This window comes from Streptomyces silvisoli, from assembly GCF_029269905.1.
Taxonomy (GTDB): Bacteria; Actinomycetota; Actinomycetes; order Streptomycetales; family Streptomycetaceae; genus Streptantibioticus_A; species Streptantibioticus_A silvisoli_A.
In genome coordinates, this window is sequence record NZ_JARJBC010000002.1 from 523,127 (window position 1) to 541,343 (window position 18,217).

At 69.6% G+C, this 18,217-nt stretch carries 14 protein-coding genes; 9 read left to right on the plus strand and 5 right to left on the minus strand.

Features of this window, described 5'->3' with window-relative positions; genetic code table 11:
- Positions 1–100 precede the first annotated feature (100 nt).
- Positions 101–1,033 (plus strand): PAC2 family protein, encoded by a 933-nt coding sequence (locus P3G67_RS05450; RefSeq protein WP_276092402.1) that lies wholly within the window; start codon positions 101–103, stop codon positions 1,031–1,033.
- A gap of 153 nt (positions 1,034–1,186) precedes the next feature.
- Positions 1,187–1,801: a dephospho-CoA kinase gene (gene coaE, locus P3G67_RS05455; protein WP_276092403.1), complete on the plus strand. Its 615-nt coding sequence runs from the start codon at positions 1,187–1,189 to the stop codon at positions 1,799–1,801.
- On the opposite strand, the gene P3G67_RS05460 is transcribed toward coaE, so the two are convergent.
- The gene (locus P3G67_RS05460) at positions 1,785–4,160 is read right to left on the minus strand and encodes an alpha-L-fucosidase (RefSeq protein ID WP_276092404.1); all 2,376 of its coding nucleotides are present in this window, start codon (positions 4,158–4,160) and stop codon (positions 1,785–1,787) included. The genes coaE and P3G67_RS05460 overlap by 17 nt on opposite strands.
- A gap of 181 nt (positions 4,161–4,341) precedes the next feature.
- Entirely contained in the window at positions 4,342–5,892 is a 1,551-nt protein-coding gene (locus P3G67_RS05465; RefSeq protein ID WP_276092405.1) for a N,N-dimethylformamidase beta subunit family domain-containing protein, read from the minus strand.
- Between the two features lie 305 nt (positions 5,893–6,197).
- Between P3G67_RS05465 and P3G67_RS05470 the strand changes: the two genes are divergently transcribed.
- Both P3G67_RS05470 and P3G67_RS05475 read left to right on the plus strand, forming a co-directional pair.
- Positions 6,198–6,566 carry a tetratricopeptide repeat protein gene (locus tag P3G67_RS05470; RefSeq protein WP_276092406.1) on the plus strand — a complete coding sequence of 123 codons (369 nt, stop codon included), beginning with the start codon at positions 6,198–6,200 and terminating at the stop codon, positions 6,564–6,566.
- Positions 6,567–6,723: 157 nt separating this feature from the next.
- Positions 6,724–7,455 carry a DUF7873 family protein gene (locus tag P3G67_RS05475; protein ID WP_269854447.1) on the plus strand — a complete coding sequence of 244 codons (732 nt, stop codon included), beginning with the start codon at positions 6,724–6,726 and terminating at the stop codon, positions 7,453–7,455.
- A 382-nt stretch (positions 7,456–7,837) separates the two neighbouring features.
- Here P3G67_RS05475 and P3G67_RS05480 read toward each other — a convergent pair whose 3' ends face one another.
- Positions 7,838–8,380, minus strand: coding sequence for a methylated-DNA--[protein]-cysteine S-methyltransferase (locus tag P3G67_RS05480; RefSeq protein WP_276092407.1), 543 nt, complete (start codon positions 8,378–8,380; stop codon positions 7,838–7,840).
- 126 nt (positions 8,381–8,506) lie between these two features.
- On the opposite strand from P3G67_RS05480, the gene uvrB reads away from it, so the two are divergent.
- The 3 genes from uvrB to P3G67_RS05495 all read left to right on the plus strand — a co-directional run bounded on the left by uvrB (position 8,507) and on the right by P3G67_RS05495 (position 12,795).
- The gene (uvrB, locus tag P3G67_RS05485) at positions 8,507–10,606 is read left to right on the plus strand and encodes an excinuclease ABC subunit UvrB (protein WP_276092408.1); all 2,100 of its coding nucleotides are present in this window, start codon (positions 8,507–8,509) and stop codon (positions 10,604–10,606) included.
- A gap of 112 nt (positions 10,607–10,718) precedes the next feature.
- On the plus strand, positions 10,719–11,678 hold the full coding sequence (locus P3G67_RS05490; protein WP_276092409.1) for a TerC family protein: 960 nt from the start codon (positions 10,719–10,721) through the stop codon (positions 11,676–11,678).
- Between the two features lie 91 nt (positions 11,679–11,769).
- Positions 11,770–12,795 (plus strand): cytochrome c oxidase assembly protein, encoded by a 1,026-nt coding sequence (locus P3G67_RS05495; protein WP_276092410.1) that lies wholly within the window; start codon positions 11,770–11,772, stop codon positions 12,793–12,795.
- Positions 12,796–12,840: 45 nt separating this feature from the next.
- On the opposite strand, the gene P3G67_RS05500 is transcribed toward P3G67_RS05495, so the two are convergent.
- Both P3G67_RS05500 and P3G67_RS05505 read right to left on the minus strand, forming a co-directional pair.
- Positions 12,841–13,497 carry an MBL fold metallo-hydrolase gene (locus tag P3G67_RS05500; protein ID WP_276092411.1) on the minus strand — a complete coding sequence of 219 codons (657 nt, stop codon included), beginning with the start codon at positions 13,495–13,497 and terminating at the stop codon, positions 12,841–12,843.
- 4 nt (positions 13,498–13,501) lie between these two features.
- Positions 13,502–14,233, minus strand: a complete 732-nt coding sequence (locus P3G67_RS05505; RefSeq protein WP_276092412.1) for a maleylpyruvate isomerase family mycothiol-dependent enzyme — start codon at positions 14,231–14,233, stop codon at positions 13,502–13,504.
- 287 nt (positions 14,234–14,520) lie between these two features.
- Between P3G67_RS05505 and uvrA the strand changes: the two genes are divergently transcribed.
- Positions 14,521–17,595 (plus strand): excinuclease ABC subunit UvrA, encoded by a 3,075-nt coding sequence (uvrA, locus tag P3G67_RS05510; RefSeq protein ID WP_276092413.1) that lies wholly within the window; start codon positions 14,521–14,523, stop codon positions 17,593–17,595.
- Positions 17,596–17,716: 121 nt separating this feature from the next.
- A complete protein-coding gene (locus P3G67_RS05515) occupies positions 17,717–18,124 on the plus strand; it encodes a Rieske (2Fe-2S) protein (RefSeq protein ID WP_269854454.1) in 408 nt (135 codons plus the stop codon).
- Positions 18,125–18,217 lie beyond the last annotated feature (93 nt).

An 18,217-nucleotide genomic window follows, 5' to 3' on the forward strand; every position in this document is an offset into this window, starting at 1 on the left:
TCGCGTCAACTCAAGGTGACGGTCTGCGGGTTGGTGGCTCGGGAATGTCAGTGGGGCGCCTTACGTTGGTAGCAGGGGAGAGTGGGAAGGGACGGTCACGGTGCTTGATCCGCAGAGTCTTTACGAGTTCGAGCCGGACGGCGTCCACGCGGTCGATTCCGCGGACGCCGGCGGCCTGGTGCTGCTCTACCACCTGGAGGGCTTCATCGACGCGGGCGACACCGGCGAGCAACTCGTCGACGAGCTGCTGGAGAACCTCGACCACCAGGTCGTGGCGCGGTTCGACGTGGACCAGCTGCTGGACTACCGCGCCCGCCGCCCGCTGATGACGTTCCAGCGCGACCACTGGTCGGGCTATGAGGCGCCCGAGCTGGCGCTGCGCCTGATGAAGGACACCACGGGCACACCTTTCCTGCTGCTGTCCGGACCGGAGCCGGACGTCCAGTGGGAGCGGTTCGCCGAGGCGGTGGGCGGACTGGTCGAGCGGTTCGGCGTGCGGCTCTCGATCAACTTCCACGGCATTCCGATGGGTGTGCCGCACACCCGCCCGGTCGGGCTGACCCCGCACGGCAACCGGACCGATCTGACGCCGGGGCACCGCGGTTGGTTCGACGAGGCGCAGGTGCCCGGCAGCGCGGACTCGCTGATCGAACTGCGGCTGGCCCAGGCGGGGCACGATGTGCTGGGAGTGGCCGCCCATGTGCCGCACTACCTGGCCCGCTCGCCGTACCCGGACGCTTCGCTGGCGGTGCTGGAGGCGGTGACCGCCGCAACTGGTCTGGTGCTGCCCGGTCCGGCGCACGCGCTGCGCGCTCAGGCGTACACGGTCCAGGAGGAGATCGAGCGGCAGCTCGCCGAGGGCGACGCGGAGTTGACCTCCGTGGTCCGCGGGCTGGAGAACCAGTACGACGCCCTGGCGGGCGCGGGCGGCCGGGAGAGCCTGCTCGCCGAGCCCGCGGATCTGCCTTCCGCCGACGATCTCGGCGCGGAGTTCGAGCGCTTCCTCGCCGAACGCGAGGCGGACGGCAGCTGAGGGGCGCGGCTGACGCCGTGTCCGACGGAGTGGGGCTCCGGCGGCGCGGCCGGTTCGGCGCCGCCGGACCGCGCCGTTTCGGTTGCCTGCCGCCGCGCGCTTTTCGAGGCGGGCCCGCCAAACCCCGATCGGGTGAAGGCATACCCTGGAGCCGTGTTGAAGGTGGGACTGACCGGCGGTATCGGCGCCGGCAAGAGTGAGGTGTCGCGGCTGCTCGCCTCGTACGGGGCGGTCGTGATCGACTCCGACCGTATCGCCCGGGAGGTGGTGGAGCCGGGGACCCCCGGGCTGGCCGCCGTGGTGGCGGAGTTCGGCAAGTCGGTGCTGGCCGCTGACGGCAGCCTGGACCGGCCGAAGCTCGGTGGGATCGTTTTCGCCGATCCGGAACGCCTCAAGGCGCTCAACGCCATCGTGCACCCCCTGGTCCGCGACCGCTCCGCGCAACTGGAGGCCGCGGCGGCCGACGACGCGATCGTCGTCCATGACGTCCCGCTGCTGACCGAGAACGGCCTCGCCCCCCTCTTCGACCTGGTGGTCGTGGTGGACGCCGCCCCGCAGACCCAACTCGACCGGCTGGTCAGGCTGCGCGGAATGGCCGAGGACGAGGCCCGCTCCCGGATGGCCGCACAGGCCAGCCGGGACCAGCGGCTCGCCACCGCCGACTTCGTGATCGACAACGACGGACCGCTGGCAGACCTCGAACCGCGGGTGCGCGAGATCTGGGAGGCGTTGCGGGAGCGCGCCCGCGACCTCAGCCGCCCCAACTGACCTTGAACACCCAGGCGTACTCCCCGGCCGCCCGCGCGGCGGCCGGGACCTGGACGGTGAGTGTGTCACCGGTGAAGTCCCACTCCAGGGCGCGGTGGTAGCCGAGCATGGTCACCTTGTCGCCCTTGCGGATGGGCACCGGGGCCCGCACCACCAGTTTGCTGCCCGGCTCGGTGAGCGAGGAGATGTAGAACGCCTGGTTCTGCCGGACGGAGAACCGCAGGTCGCCGAGTTGTGCCAGCCGTGACCAGTAGGTGGTGCCGTACACCGACTCGCCGTTGACCGCCAGCCAGCGCCCGGTCTGCCGTAGCCGGGTCTGCATGATCTCCGGAATGGTGCCGTCCGAGCGCGGCCCGATGTCCAGTAGGAAGTTGCCGTTCTTGCTGACGATGTCGACCAGGGTGTGCACCACCTCTTGCGCGGTCATGTACTGGTCGTCGGGCGTGGCCTGGTTGTAGCCGTAGGAGTGCGGATCCAGGCCGCGGCTCGCCTCCCATTTGGCGATCACGGTGTTGTTGTACGTGGTGTACTCGGGCGTGGTGAAGTCGTGCGGGGCGATCCCGGAGCGGTTGTTGACGGTCACGTCCTTGGGCCGCGGCCGGTTCTTGGCGTGGTTGAAGTAGTCCGCCAGCACGTCATGGCTGTCGTTCACGCCGCCGATGTCGCACCAGATGACGTCCGGGTCGTAACCGTGCACCAACTCCCGCATCTGCGGGGCCTGGTAGTCCTTCACATAGTCCCGGCCAGGGGTGTATCCGGTGTACGGAACCGGCGCCAGGGTGTACGGGTTGCGCGGCGCGTGGCCCATCCACGGGTTGTCGGGGTTGAACCACTCCGGCATGGAGAAGTACAGCCCGTTGCGCAGCTGCGGGGTGTACGTACGCGACGCGGTGAACAGCTCCTTGACCAGGTCCCGGTGCGGGCCCATGCGTACCGCGTTGCGGTCCGAGACCTTGGTGTCCCACAGCGCGAAGCCCTCATGGTGCTTGGAGGTCAGTACGTAGTACTCGGCGCCCGCGTCCTGGAACAGCTCGACCCAGGCGCGCGGGTCGAAGCGCCGCGCGGTGAACATCGGGATGAAGTCGTCGTAGGCGAAGTCCTCGCCGTACCGGCCGGCGTGGTAGGAGTACACCGGATTCGACGGGCTCTGCATCGAGTTCCAGTACCACTCCGCATAGGTGCCGCCCACCGGCGCCCAGGCGGGCACCGAGTAGACGCCCCAGTGGATGAAGATCCCGAACTTCGCGTCGTCGAACCAGTACGGGGCCTGGTGGGTGCCCAGTGAGGCGTCTGTCGGCTGGTAGTCGGGCGTACCGAGCACCAGGCCGGTGCGTCGGGCGGCGGCGCGTCCGCCCCTGCCGTCCACCACGACCGTACCGGTGCGGGCGGTACCGGCTCTCGTCCCGGCCGAGTTGCGGATGCCGACCCGTACCCGGACCTGCTCGCCCGGGGCCAGCGCGGTCACCGGTGCGGGCGCCACGGTACGGGCGCCGTCGACGTCGACGGCGACCCGCACCGCGTCGACGGCGCCGATCCACACCGTGCCCGCGTTGACCACGGTCGCCTCGACGCTCTGGGTGCGCGGATCCAGCAGGGAGTTGGTGGAGGCGGCGGTCCGCAGCTGCAACGCCCGCCCCTGCGCGGCCGGTTGCAGGGACAGCGCGAACACGTGCAGGGCAGGGGAGTTGGCCTTGGCGGGGCCGATGTCCGGCAGGGTGATGGCCACCGCGCGGCGGGCCGGGTCCAGCCACAGCTCCGCCATGCCGATGGAGACCGGATGCTGGTCGGTGCCGCCGGGACCGTAGCGGAACGGCGTGCTCAGCACGCCGCCGCCGGAGTACCAGTCGGTGCCGCCGAGTTGGGCCTGTGAGGTGCTGCCGTCCTGGTACGTGACGGTGGCGGTGCCGGAGGCGTCACCGTAGCTGGCGGCCACCAGCAGCTGGGCCGACAGGTACGCGCCCGGTGCCGGCAGAGCGATGCGCTGGCCCGTCGCCACCACGTTGTTCTTGGCGCCCGCCGCCGACGAGGGGAACAGAAACGGTACGCCGCCGACCACCGTGCGTCCCGCGGGCGGCAGCCGCTCACCGGGGAAGGCGTAACCGGAACCGTCGAAGTCACCGTCGCGGGCGTTCCCGGTGTCGATGCCGTCGTTGTCGAAGCAGCCGTCGAGCGGAACGGGAACCGCCTCCGGAACCCGGACCCAGAACGGCCCCGGGGCGGACGGCGGTTGGCCCGCCGCCTGTGCGGTCCCGGCGGCGAACGGGACGGCGACCGCGGCGCCCAGCGCGGTACCCAGCACCTGGCGTCTGGGAAGTCCGGTGGCGCCGTCGCGCCCGGGGTGAGTGGGGGAGTCGTTCATGTGCCCTCCGATGGGTGCGTTGTCGCATGGAGTGGCTCAAGCGGATGGATACATCCGATGAGTCATCTTTGGGAGGGCGTCAAAGGGTGTCAATAGACCGAGCAGTACGGGTTGTTGGCGGAAAGATCCCAGGTTTGGGACGGCAGGAGGCACTGAGTGGGTCAGCGCTCCCTCGGAGGGGTCACCACAGGTTCTGCTTGGCCCAGGTCGGGTCGCCGTCGTACGGGTGGTACTCCTCCAAGGTGTCCTTCGCCGGATGGGTGCGCCCGGCCGGTCCCGCGGCGAAGGCGCGGAACATGTTCGCCGTCACCCGCGAGGTGAACTCGGCGGTGTGCGGCGGAATCCCATGCCCCGGATCGTCGGTGAGCGACTCCACCCAGCGCATGGTGCCGGTGTTGAACACCCCCGCGCCGCTCCCCGTGGTGTAGTAAGCGGAGTCCCCGAAGGAACGTACTCCACGGCACACCAGCCTGGAGTGGGCGACGATCTCCAGCGGACGCGGCGTGTCCTGGCCGGAGTTGACCCGGTCGTACTCGGTGCCGACCAGATTGGCGAAGCTGGTACCACGGCTGACGCCGGTCCCCTCGAACAGCCAGTGTCCCGGATCGGCCACCACGTAGGGCGCCGATGTCGGATTCGACTCGTACAACGTGCCCGTCATCGAACTCTCCGGCCGGGGATGCGGCGCCGCCCGCCAGTCGGTGGTCACCGCCGCGTCGTCCTTGCCGTTCATCGGGTCGTGCGGCCAGTCGGTCTTGTAGCAGACGACCAGGCGGCGCTGGCCCGTCGGCGCCGACTCAAGACGGATCCGGCGGAAGCAGGCGTTCGCACCGAGGAAGGCGAGGTTGCACCCGGCGTCCCTGGCCGCGGTCACCCGCTCGCGCATCACCGGGGTCCAGTACTCGTCATGGCCGAGCGAGACGATCGCCCGTGCCCCGTACAGCAGTCGGGGGTCACGGTCGATGTCCATGTTCGTCACATAGGCGAGCGGCAGCCCCAGCTTCTCCGCGAGCGCTATCGCGGGCTGCTCGTAGGTGGTGAACAGCGGCGCGCCGTCCCGGTCGTAGGGCCGGTCGCAACTGACCGCCAGCGAGCGGTTGTCGTAGTCGGACTTGCCGCCCGGCCCCTGGTAGAGGCTGCGGCCGCCCCAGGTGTTGTACGCCTGCCAGGTGCCGACCGCGTTGACCAGCACCAGCTTGCCCGCGGTGGACGCGGAGCGGACGGTGATCGGCACATACCGCTGCTCCCCGGCGTCCGTGGTCAGCCGGATCAGATAGGCCCCCTCCGGCCAGCCCCGGGTACTGACCCCCAGGGACGGCTGCCAGCCCGCCGAGACGGTGCGCGTGTCGCCGTGCGCCGCCGGAACCGGCCGCGCGCCGCCGGGTATGCGCTCCGAGGCCCACACCCGGCGCGCCTGCGCGCCCCCGTACCAGCCCATCCGGAACGCCTCGGCGCGGAATCCGGCTGCGGTCGTGGAGACATGGAGGTGGAACGTCTCGCCGGGCAGCACGCTGACCTGGTCCGCGTAGCCCTCCACCGCCCGGTCGGGGCCCCGGTGCGTCAGCCCCCAGCCGCGGTCGCCGGGCAGCGCGTTCTCGGCCGCCACCGGGTCCGCCGTGGTCGTCCGCCCCGCCGAGCCGCCGCCCGAGGTGCAGCCGGCGGCCAGCGCGCCCACGCCCACGCTCGCCGCGGCGCCGAGGAAGTGCCGACGGTCCCAGTCCGCGTTGCCCATGACGTACTCCTCGATACGACCTTCCTGTCACCCTGCGCACGCCCGCACGCACAGTCGGTGACCTGCCTGTTTCCGTCCCACGGGACCCACCGTGCGACGGACGCCCGCTCCCCGCAGCGGACGGGCGTCACGGACGGCGCTCGCGCCACGGCCGCGAGCGGGCCGCCCCCGGCCCGCGAACCGATGCTGGGCGTTGCTCCAGACGGGGCACCCGGTCACTGGCCGGGAATGCGGTTGTGCGAGTCGACGTTGGGTAGTCCTGGGACGGTGGACGGCAGTCGGCCGCGCCCTGGAAGGAGACGGACGTGCCCGAGCGCACCCCGGAGACCAACGTCATCGACTTCCGCGCCGCGGAGCAACTGCTCGCCGCCCGCGATCCGCGCGGCGCGGTGAAGTTGCTGGACGCCGTCATCGCCGCCCACCCGGAGAGCATCTCCGCCCGGCTGCTACGCGCCCGCGCCTACTTCATGGCCGCCCAACTGCGCTCCGCCGAAGCGGACTTCCAGATGGTCCTGGAACGCGAGCCGACCAACGCCTACGCCCACTTCGCACTGGCCCGCACCCTGCAACGCGCCAACCGGCACGACCAGGCCAAACGCCACTTCCGCCTGGCCGCCGCCCTCGACCCGAGGCCGGAGTACGTGGAGGCGGCGGGGTTCGACGGGGAAGGCTGAGCGGGCGGCGGCCACCGCGCGACGGCGCCCGTCCGGTGCCTCGCCCCGTCGGCCGGCAGCCGCCCACGCCACGCCGCCGACCACGGGTGAAGCGCCTGGTCGCGCCTGGTGGTTAACCGTTCGAAGCGGCTCGGCCATGCCTGCTACCGTCCATGCCGTGGCGAAACTCAATCAGATCATCGCAGTGGAGAAGGGCGTCAAGGCCGGCTCCCACCAGGACCTGGCGGCCGCTCAGCACGGGCTGACCAAGCCCGCACTGCTCGCCGGGATATCCCGCACCTACCAGCCGAAGGACGAAGAGGGCGAGCAACTGCCGCCGGAGTCCACCCGGGTGCAGGTCAAGGCCGAGGACGTGCTGCGGGACACCGCGACCACGCTGACCCGGCTGTTCGACATCACCGCCACCAAGGACTGGGCCAACTGCGCGGCGCGCGCCGACATCACGGTCGACGGCCAGGTACTGCTGCGCGAGGTGCCGGTGTCCTACCTGCTGTTCCTGGAGAAGCAGCTGGCCGAACTCGCCGTCTTCGTAAGGAAGTTGCCGGTGCTGGACGGCGCCGAGTCCTGGTCGCTCGACCCCTCCACCGACTGGTGGCGCACCGAGCCGGTGCGCACCGTGCGGACGAAGAAGGTGCCGCGCAACCACGTCAAGGCCGAGGCCACGGACAAGCACCCCGCGCAGGTCGAGGTGTACTACGAGGACGTGCCGGTCGGCTACTGGACCACCGTGAAGTTCTCCGGTGCGCTTCCGGCGCGGCGGGTCAACGAACTGCTGACCCGGCTGGAGAAGTTGCAGCAGGCCGTGAAGTTCGCCCGCGAGGAGGCGAACGGCGCCGAGGTCACCGACCAGCGCGTCGGCGACGCGGTATTCGGCTACCTCTTCGGGTAGCACCTCGTATACCGTGGTGGACTCCCCGGCCGCCCAGTGCGGTTGGGGTGCGCGAGGAGCGCAAGCTGAAGCTGAAGCTTGTCGTGACGGCGTGGCCCGGACTCTCAACCGGGTCACGATCAATCTCAGACTCTCGCTCCAGACTCAGCATTCGCCGCCGATCGCCGAACCGACCGGGCCGGACCTGGTCGTCGGATGCCGGTTCAAGTCCGGCCCGCGCAGCCAACGATGCGTGGTAGTTCAAAGGCAGAACACGACGACATCAGACTGATCCGTGCCCTCAACCGGTTCGGCGTGTCCAACACGGCGGCATTCCCAGGGCTCGGGGGCAGGCTACGCCCCCGAGTCCGCTCCCGCCCCGCCAGCCCCGCCCGGCGGCCGTTCAGAACAGCGGTTCCGGCAGCACGCCCTCCAGCGCCAGCAGCGTCCGCTTGATCTCCAGGCCGCCGCCGAAGCCGCCGATCCCGCCGCCGCTCTCCACCACGCGGTGGCACGGCACGACCACCGGAAGCGGATTGGCGCCCATCGCCATGCCGACCGCCCGGGCGGCACCCGGCTCGCCCACCCGGTCGGCCAGCGTCTGGTAGCCGACCACCGTGCCGTACGGGACGCCCTCGGCGAGTTCGTGCAGCACCCGGCGGTTGAACCCGGTGCACAACGACCAGTCCAGCGCCACGGCGAACTCCCGCAGCGCCCCCGAGAAGTAGCCGTCCAGCTCGCGTATCGCCTGGTCCAGATGCCCGGACCGGTCGCGGACCGGCTCGGTGCCGAAACGAGCGGCGAGCCGGGCCACGGCGTCCCGCGCCGTGCGCTCCCCGGCCCGGAAGACGACGTTGACCAGGCCGTCCGGCGTCGCGGCGAGCAGCAGCGGCCCGATCGGTGTGTCCTGTACGGACCAGCTCACGGTCCGGTTCGATTCCGTCACGCGCCCAGCGTAGGACCGGGCACTGACAGCCGTACCCCGCGTTCACTCGCGTCACTTCAGCCCCACCGGCATCAGAACGGGTGGCTTGGGCGGCCCATTGTCAGTGGGGGGTCGTACGGTGAATCCATGCGGCCCGTTTCTGAGATCGAACGCAAGGTGGCGCCCTTCGAGGTCGTCAGCCCCTACCAGCCCAGCGGGGACCAGCCAGCGGCCATCGCCGAGCTGGACCGGCGGATCCGCGCGGGTGAGAAGGATGTCGTGCTGCTCGGCGCCACCGGCACCGGCAAGTCGGCGACCACCGCGTGGATGATCGAGAAGCTCCAGCGGCCGACCCTGGTCATGGCGCCGAACAAGACGCTCGCCGCCCAGCTCGCCAACGAGTTCCGCGAGCTGCTGCCCAACAACGCGGTCGAGTACTTCGTCTCCTACTACGACTACTACCAGCCGGAGGCGTACGTCCCGCAGACGGACACCTACATCGAGAAGGACTCCTCGATCAACGAGGAGGTCGAGCGGCTGCGCCACTCCGCCACGAACTCGCTGCTCACCCGGCGCGACGTGGTGGTGGTCGCCTCCGTCTCCTGCATCTACGGCCTGGGCACCCCGCAGGAGTACGTGGACCGGATGGTGCCGCTGCGGGTCGGCGAGGAGATCGACCGCGACCAGCTGCTGCGCCGCTTCGTGGACATCCAGTACACGCGCAACGACATGGCGTTCACCCGGGGCACTTTCCGGGTGCGCGGCGACACCATCGAGATCTTCCCGGTCTACGAGCAACTCGCCGTCCGCGTCGAGATGTTCGGCGACGAGATCGAGGCGCTGTCCACCCTCCACCCGCTGACCGGCGAGGTCATCACCGACGACCAGGAGCTGTACGTCTTCCCCGCCACGCACTACGTGGCGGGGCCGGAGCGCATGGAACGGGCGATCGCCGGGATCGAGCAGGAGCTGGAAGGCACCCTCGCCACCATGGAGAAGCAGGGCAAGCTGCTGGAGGCCCAGCGGCTGCGGATGCGCACCACGTACGACATCGAGATGATGCGGCAGATCGGCACCTGCTCCGGCATCGAGAACTACTCGCGGCACATCGACGGCCGTGAGCCCGGCTCCGCGCCCAACACTCTCCTCGACTACTTCCCCGAGGACTTCCTGCTGGTCATCGACGAGTCGCATGTCACCGTGCCGCAGATCGGCGCGATGTACGAGGGCGACGCGTCCCGCAAACGCACCCTCATCGAGCACGGGTTCCGGTTGCCGTCCGCGCTGGACAACCGGCCGCTGAAGTGGGAGGAGTTCCTGGAGCGGATCGGGCAGACCGTCTATCTGTCCGCCACCCCGGGGCCGTACGAGCTCTCCCGCTCCGAGGGCGTCGTGGAGCAGATCATCCGCCCCACCGGCCTGGTCGACCCCGAGGTCATCGTCAAACCCACCGAGGGCCAGATCGACGACCTCGTCCACGAGATCCGGGTGCGCGCGGAGAAGGACGAGCGCGTGCTGGTCACCACCCTCACCAAGAAGATGGCCGAGGACCTCACCGACTACATGCTGGAACTCGGCATCCAGGTGCGGTACCTGCACAGCGACATCGACACGCTGCGCCGCGTCGAGCTGCTGCGCGAGCTGCGGGCGGGCGAGTTCGACGTACTGGTCGGCATCAACCTGCTCCGTGAGGGCCTGGACCTTCCCGAGGTCTCCCTGGTGGCGATCCTCGACGCGGACAAGGAGGGATTCCTGCGTTCGGGCACGTCGCTGATCCAGACCATCGGCCGCGCGGCGCGCAACGTCTCCGGTCAGGTCCATATGTACGCGGACAAGATCACCCCGGGTATGGAGCGGGCGATCGAGGAGACCAACCGGCGCCGCGAGAAGCAGATGGCGTACAACAAGGAGAAGGGGATCGATCCGCAGCCGCTGCGCAAGAAGATCGCGGGCATCCTCGACTCCTTCGCCCGCGAGGACGCGGACACCGAGGAACTGCTGGGCTCCGGCCGGCAGCGGTCCCGCGGCAAGTCCCCGGTGCCGGGGCTGTCGGCGAAGGCGGGCGAGAAGCGCGCCGGGAAGAAGGCCCTGCCCGCCGAGGAACTCGCCGATCTCATCAGCGAGCTGACCGAGCAGATGCGCACCGCCGCGGCCGACCTGCAGTTCGAGGTGGCGGCCCGGCTCCGTGACGAGGTCGGCGAGCTGAAGAAGGAGCTGCGGCAGATGCGGGAGGCCGGAGTGGCCTGACGGGCTCCCGACACGCCGGTCATGTGGCCTGACGGCCTCCCGACACGCCACATGACCTGCATATTTGGCTTTTGCTTTACCTGTACTTGGTGATTCCTGTACCGTTCCGGGGATGGACGTCTCTCTCGCCCTGTGGGCCGCGACCATCCTCGGACTGTGCGCCCTGATCGCGGTCGACTTCTTCGTCGGCCGCAAACCCCACGACGTCTCGATCAAGGAAGCCGCGATCTGGACCGTCGTGTGGATCGTGCTCGCCGCCCTCTTCGGGCTCGGACTGCTGGTCTTCAGGGGCGGACAGCCAGCCGGAGAGTTCTTCGCGGGCTTCATCACCGAGAAGTCACTCAGCGTCGACAACCTCTTCGTCTTCGTCCTGATCATGGCGAAGTTCGCCGTGCCCAGCAGGTACCAGCAACGCGTACTGCTCATCGGCGTACTGATCGCCCTGGTGCTGCGCGCCGCGTTCATCGCCGCGGGCGCCGCCGTCATCGCGAGCTTCTCCTGGGTCTTCTACATCTTCGGCGCCTTCCTCATCTGGACCGCGTGGAAGCTGGTCCAGGAAGCCAGGGCCGACAAGCCCGACGAGGAGTACGAGGAGAACAAGCTCCTCAAGGCCGTCGAGAAGCGGGTACCGTCCACCGACACCTACCACGGCACCAGACTCTTCGTCGTCCAGAACGGCAAACGGCTGATGACACCGATGCTCATCGTCGTCCTGGCGATCGGCAGCGCCGACATCCTGTTCGCCCTCGACTCCATCCCCGCCATCTTCGGCCTCACCCAGGACCCGTACATCGTCTTCACCGCCAACGCCTTCGCCCTGATGGGACTGCGCCAGCTGTACTTCCTCATCGGCGGCCTGCTCAAGCGGCTGGTGCACCTGTCCTACGGGCTGTCCGTCATCCTCGGATTCATCGGCGTCAAGCTGGTACTGCACGCCCTGCACGAGTCCGGGGTACCGGCACCCGAGATCTCCATCCCGATCTCGCTCGGCGTGATCGTCGCCGTCCTCGCCCTGACCACCGCCACCAGCCTGCTGGCCTCGAAGAGGAACGCCACCAGCGCCCATCCGTAGGGTCGCCTACGGCCCGGCGCCACCCAGCGTCTAACGTGGATGCGGCAATCGAGCCGAATCAGGCATCCCGGAAGAGGGCAGGTGGGCGCCGGTGAGCACATTGGCGGTGGAGAGTCTGCCGGAACTGACGGTCTCCCGCTTCCTGAGCAGCTGGGAACTCGACCCGGCGGCGCTCGCGTTCGTCGTGCTGCTCGGCGCGCTGTACGCGGCCGCGCTGGTACGGCTGCGCGGACGCGGCGAACACTGGCCGCCGGCCCGTACGCTCGCCTTCGCGGCCATGGGCCTCGGCATGATCGTCTTCGCCACGATGTCCGCCCTCATGGTGTACAGCAGGGTGCTGTTCTGGCCCGCCGCGGTGCAGAACATCGTGCTCGACCTGATCGCTCCGCTCGGCCTCGCCCTCGGCGACCCGCTGGCACTCGCCGGACGGGCGCTGTCCGACCCGGCCCGACGGCGACTGGACGCCGTGATGGCCAGCAAGGTGGTGCGGCTGCTCACCTTCCCGTTCGTCAGCACGGTCCTGGTGCTCGCCTCCGAGCTGTCCATCTACTTCACACCGTACTTCCAGACCGCGCTGCGCGACGACGGCGTACGCCAGCTGATGCACCTGCAACTGCTGCTCACCGGCTGCCTGTTCGTACTGCCGATGCTCACCCGACAGGAGATGCTGCCCCGCTGGTGCACCCACCCGGTGCGGGCGGTGCTGGTGTTCCTTGACGGGCTGTTCGACTCGATCCCCGGCATCGTGGTCATGCTGAGCGGCACCCTGGTGGCCGGTCACTGGTACGCCACCCACCCCCGCGACTGGGGCCCCACTCTGCAACGGGACCAGCAGATCGGCGGCGGGCTGATGCTCACCATCGCCGAACTGGTCGGACTGCCCTTCCTGATCGCCGTGTTCGCCGAGTGGTGGCGCGCCGAACGCGCGAAGACCGCGGAGCTGGACGCCCGCCTGGACCGCGAACTGGTCACCGTCCCGGCCGCGGCGGCCCCCACACCTGCCACCCCCGTGGCCGACCCCGCGCCCGCGGCCGCCCCCGAGATGGTCCGCCCCTGGTGGGAGACCGAGGGCGGCGAGGTGGCCGAACGCGTCCGCCGCAACACGGGCCGCCGGTAGGCTCGCGCCTGCCGACGGCCCCTCTTCCAGCGGGTTGGCAGCCCGCTACCAACCCCGCTCGCGCCACTCCGCGAGGTGCGGCCGCTCCGCGCCCAGGGTGGTGTCGGCGCCGTGGCCCGGATAGACCCAGGTCTCGTCGGGAAGCTCGCCGAACAGCTTCGCCTCGACGTCGTCGATCAGCCTGGCGAACGCCTGCGGATCGTCGTGGGTGTTGCCCACGCCACCGGGGAACAGGCAGTCACCGGTGAAGACATGGGGGTGGCCATGCGGGTCGTCGTAGACCAGCGCGATGCTGCCCGGCGTGTGGCCCACCAGACGGCGCGCGGTGAGCCCGACCCGCCCCACCCGCACGGTGTCACCATCCTCCACCAGCACATCGGTCGGAACCGGAATGCCTTCGGCGTCATAGCGCCCGGCGTACGTACGCGCCCCGGTCGCGTCCACGACCTCACGCAGCGCGCCCCAGTGGTCGCCGTGCCGGTGCGTGGTGACCACGGACGCGATGCCGCCGTCGCCGATCATGGCCAGCAGGGTGTGCGGCTCGGCGGCGGCGTCGATCAGCAACTGCTCGTCGGTCGCACGGCAGCGCAACAGATAGGCGTTGTTGTCCATCGGACCCACGGCGACCTTGGAGATTATGAGGTCGGTGAGCTCGTGCACGTCGGGCGGACCGCCGACCTTTACTGCTCCGGTGTATGACATGGCGTCACCCTAGCGGTGGGAGTGTGGGCAGAGGCACGTCGGGATCGCGGCTCAGCTCCTCTCCGCCGCCGCGACCGCTGACCCAGGCGAGCAGGGCGCGGGTGGTGCCGCTGACGGTGAGGTCGGGGCTTTCGGCCGCGCCGATGTCCCAGGTCTCGCCGGTCTCGGTGTCATGTAGCCGGACCGCGGCGACCCCCTCACGACCGGAGAGCCGGTCGATGATCGAGGCGACCTCACGTGCGGCGAAGTCGTCTGGCAGGTCGACGCAGGAGCGGCCGATGCCGAGGTCCACATGGTGCAGATGGATCTCGGCGAGACGTTTCGCCGGAATCTCGGCGGCTGGAAGGACCCCGCCGTGCCGGGTGCCGACCTGGGCCGCCCACGCCTGCGGCGGCATCGCCGCCACGGCCTGGTCGAACCGCTCGGCGCTCCGCCGCAGGTCGTCCAGCTGCTCGGGCAGCGGCCGCTTGGCGCCCTCCTCGATGTCCTTGTCCCGCGCCTCCTCGCTGCTGTACATCGGTGTCTCCTCGCCCGTTCGCGCCCAGGTCAGCAGATTGACCAGGGCGTCGGCGTTGCGGGCGAGATGGGCCAGCACATGGCCGCGGGACCAGCCGGGGAGCAGCGAGGGCTCGGCGACGGCTGACGGGTCGAGCGCCGAAACCGCCTCGATGAGCTGCTGCGTGGCTTCGCGCGTGGCGGCCGCATCGCTGACGGGATCAGGTCGTTGGACGGTCAAGGAGGCCTCCCGCTCGTCGGCTCTGGCTGTGCGATCTTCGTCGCCCTCTGCCGATCTTCAACGGCCGATCAGCGCGGAACGATCCCGATCAGGTACGACGCTAGCGCGGCTCACTCGGTCGAGTGAACATGGCACGAGGCGGCCGTAAATCGAATGCGCGTGCTATAAGCTCGATGGAAGCACGTAGATGACAGACTCGAAGAATTCGACAGGAAGAACGGAAGGCGCCCCGGCTACGCTGATCGGGGGGTGCTGCCCCTCCGTTTCTACGAAAGGTACGGACCGGCGTGGCCGATCGACTCACTGTCCGCGGCGCTCGCGAGCACAACCTCAAGAACGTCTCACTGGACCTCCCGCGGGACTCGCTCATCGTCTTCACCGGGCTCTCCGGCTCCGGCAAGTCGTCCCTCGCGTTCGACACGATCTTCGCCGAGGGCCAGCGTCGCTACGTTGAGTCGCTCTCCTCCTACGCCCGGCAGTTCCTCGGACAGATGGACAAGCCCGACGTCGACTTCATCGAGGGCCTCTCACCGGCCGTCTCGATCGACCAGAAGTCCACCTCGCGCAACCCGCGCTCGACCGTGGGCACCATCACCGAGGTCTACGACTACCTGCGGCTGCTGTTCGCCCGCATCGGCAGGCCGCACTGCCCGGAGTGCCGCCGCCCGATCTCCCGGCAGTCCCCGCAGGCCATCGTCGACCGTGTGCTGGAACTGGAGGAGGGCAGCCGCTTCCAGGTCCTCTCCCCGCTGGTCCGGGAGCGCAAGGGCGAGTACGTCGATCTGTTCGCCGACCTGCAGAGCAAGGGCTACAGCAGGGCCCGGGTGGACGGTAAGACGATTCAGCTCACCGATCCGCCCAAGCTCAAGAAGCAGGAGAAGCACACCATCGAGGTGGTGGTGGACCGCCTCACCGTCAAGGAGAGCGCCAAGCGACGGCTGACCGACTCGGTGGAGACCGCGCTCGGCCTGTCCGGCGGCATGGTGATCCTCGACTTCGTGGACCTGCCGGAGGGCGACCCGCAGCGCGAGCGGATGTTCTCAGAGCACCTCTACTGCCCGTACGACGACCTGTCCTTCGAGGAACTGGAGCCCCGTTCCTTCTCCTTCAACTCGCCCTTCGGCGCCTGCCCCGACTGCACCGGCATCGGCACCCGCATGGAGGTCGACCCCGAGCTGATCGTCCCCGACGAGGAGAAGTCGCTCGACGAGGGAGCGCTCGCCCCCTGGTCGCTCGGCCACACCAAGGACTACTTCGCCCGGCTCGTCGGCGCACTAGCCGACGAACTCGGCTTCCGTACCGACATCCCCTGGGCCGGACTGCCGCAGCGCGCCAAGAAGGCACTGCTGCACGGACACAAGACCCAGATCGCGGTGCGCTACCGGAACCGGTACGGACGCGAGCGCTCCTACACCACGGCCTTCGAAGGCGTCATCCCGTTCGTCCGGCGGCGCCACTCCGAAGCCGAGACCGACTCCAGCCGGGAGCGCTTCGAGGGTTACATGCGCGAGGTGCCCTGCCCCACCTGCGACGGCACCCGACTCAAGCCGATCGTCCTGGCGGTCACCGTCGCCGACCGCTCCATCGCCGAGGTCTCGGCCATGTCGATCAGCGACTGCGCCGAGTTCCTGCGCTCGCTCAAGCTCACCGCGCGTGAGAAGACCATCGCCGAGCGGGTGCTCAAGGAAGTCAACGAGCGGCTGCGGTTCCTGGTCGACGTCGGCCTGGACTACCTCTCCCTCAACCGCGCGGCGGGCACCCTCTCCGGCGGCGAGGCACAGCGCATCCGGCTGGCCACCCAGATCGGCTCCGGCCTGGTGGGCGTGCTGTACGTACTGGACGAGCCTTCCATCGGCCTGCACCAGCGGGACAACCACCGACTGATCGAAACCCTGGTGCGGCTGCGCGACCTGGGCAACACCCTCATCGTGGTCGAACACGACGAGGACACCATCCGCACCTCCGACTGGGTCGTCGACATCGGCCCCGGCGCGGGCGAGCACGGCGGCAAGGTCGTGCACTCCGGATCGCTGGACAAGCTGCTCGTCAACAAGGAGTCGCTGACCGGCCAGTACCTCGCCGGCAAGCGGGAGATCGCCACGCCGGACGTCCGTCGACCCGTCGACCCCAAGCGGAAGCTGACCGTCCATGGCGCGCGGGAGAACAACCTGCGCGACATCTCGGTGTCGTTCCCGCTCGGTGTGTTCACCGCGGTGACCGGCGTCTCAGGATCCGGCAAGTCCACGCTGGTCAACGACATCCTGTACACCTACCTGGCACGGGAGTTGAACGGTGCCCGCGCGGTTCCGGGCCGGCACACCCGGGTCGACGGCGACGACCTGGTTGACAAGGTGGTCCACGTAGACCAGTCGCCCATCGGCCGGACCCCGCGCTCCAACCCCGCCACCTACACCGGCGTCTTCGACCACATCCGCAAGCTGTTCGCGGAGACGATGGAAGCCAAGGTCCGCGGCTACCTGCCGGGACGCTTCTCCTTCAACGTCAAGGGCGGCCGCTGCGAGAACTGCTCCGGCGACGGCACCATCAAGATCGAGATGAACTTCCTCCCGGACGTCTACGTCCCGTGCGAGGTCTGCCACGGCGCCCGCTACAACCGCGAGACGCTGGAGGTGCACTACAAGGGCAAGTCCATCGCCGAGGTGCTGGACATGCCGATCGAGGAGGCACTGGAGTTCTTCGAGGCGGTGCCCGCCATCGCCCGACACCTGCGCACCCTGCACGACGTGGGCCTGGGATACGTACGGCTCGGGCAGAGCGCGCCCACGCTCTCCGGCGGTGAGGCGCAGCGGGTCAAGCTCGCCAGCGAGCTGCAGAAGCGCTCCACCGGGCGCACGGTGTACGTACTGGACGAGCCCACCACCGGTCTGCACTTCGAGGACATCAGCAAGCTGATCAAGGTGCTGTCCGGACTGGTCGAGAAGGGCAACTCGGTCATCGTCATCGAGCACAACCTCGACGTGATCAAGACCGCCGACTGGGTGGTCGACATGGGCCCCGAAGGCGGCAGCGGCGGCGGCCTGGTGGTCGCCGAGGGCACCCCCGAGCAGGTCGCCAGCGTGCCGTCCAGCCACACCGGCAAGTTCCTCCGGGAGATCCTGGGCGACCGGGTCAGCGACAGCTCCCCGCAGTCCGGGTCCGGTACCAGGCGGCGCGCGTCGTCGGCGGGTGAGGGTTCCGGTACCCCGAAGAACGCCAAGCGGGTCAAGAGCGCGACCACGGCCAAGACCACGGGAGCCGCGAAGACCGCGAGCGCGGCCAAGAAGACGGCTGCCGGGCGGGCCGTGGCCACCGCGACCAAGAAGGTGCCCGCGCCGCGCAAGCGCACCGGCGGCAAGGGCTGACCGGTTGCTCATATCGGCGGGGCGTAGGGTACGACTCGCTGACGCGGCGCGTTCCGCCTGTCAGCGAGTACGTGCGCACACTGCCGCGCGCGTCCTGGTAACGAGCGCGGAGAGCTTCACCATGACTGAACAGCCCACCTGCCGCCGCACCCTGCTCCAGGGCGCAGCCCTCGCCGGAGTGGCTGGTCTCGGCCTTACCGCCTGCTCCGGCGGCGGTACGTCGTCGTCGGCGCCGACCTCGCCCACCGAGCTGGGGGCGGCCGACCAGATCCCGGTTGGCGGCGCCAAGCTGTTTCGCGACGACAAGGTTGTCGTCGCGCAGCCGTCCAAGGGGACGTACAAGGGGTTCAGCGCGGTCTGTACGCACGCGGGGTGCGTGGTGGACAACGTCGAGGGCACGGTCATCTCCTGCCCCTGCCATGGCAGCCGCTTCAACGCCCTGACGGGCGCGGTCGAGCAGGGGCCAGCGGCCTCGCCGCTGCCGGAGGTGGCGGTGCGGGTACAGGGGGGCAAGCTCGTCGCCGGGTAGGGGTTTCCCTCCCTCCCTCCCTCCCACCCAGCCGTTTGGCCTTCGCCGTTTGCGTCATTGCGCACGGTGGGCTGCGGCTGCATGGGTTGGGGG

What these genes read in the sequence shown, in the direction of transcription:
- P3G67_RS05490 (WP_276092409.1), top strand. Translation starts at nt 10,719, where the DNA reads ATGGACGTCTCTCTCGCCCTGTGGGCCGCGACCATCCTCGGACTGTGC.
- P3G67_RS05465 (WP_276092405.1), bottom strand. Translation starts at nt 5,892, where the DNA reads ATGGGCAACGCGGACTGGGACCGTCGGCACTTCCTCGGCGCCGCGGCG.
- P3G67_RS05460 (WP_276092404.1), bottom strand. Translation starts at nt 4,160, where the DNA reads ATGAACGACTCCCCCACTCACCCCGGGCGCGACGGCGCCACCGGACTT.
- uvrB (WP_276092408.1), top strand. Translation starts at nt 8,507, where the DNA reads ATGCGGCCCGTTTCTGAGATCGAACGCAAGGTGGCGCCCTTCGAGGTC.
- P3G67_RS05515 (WP_269854454.1), top strand. Translation starts at nt 17,717, where the DNA reads ATGACTGAACAGCCCACCTGCCGCCGCACCCTGCTCCAGGGCGCAGCC.
- P3G67_RS05500 (WP_276092411.1), bottom strand. Translation starts at nt 13,497, where the DNA reads ATGTCATACACCGGAGCAGTAAAGGTCGGCGGTCCGCCCGACGTGCAC.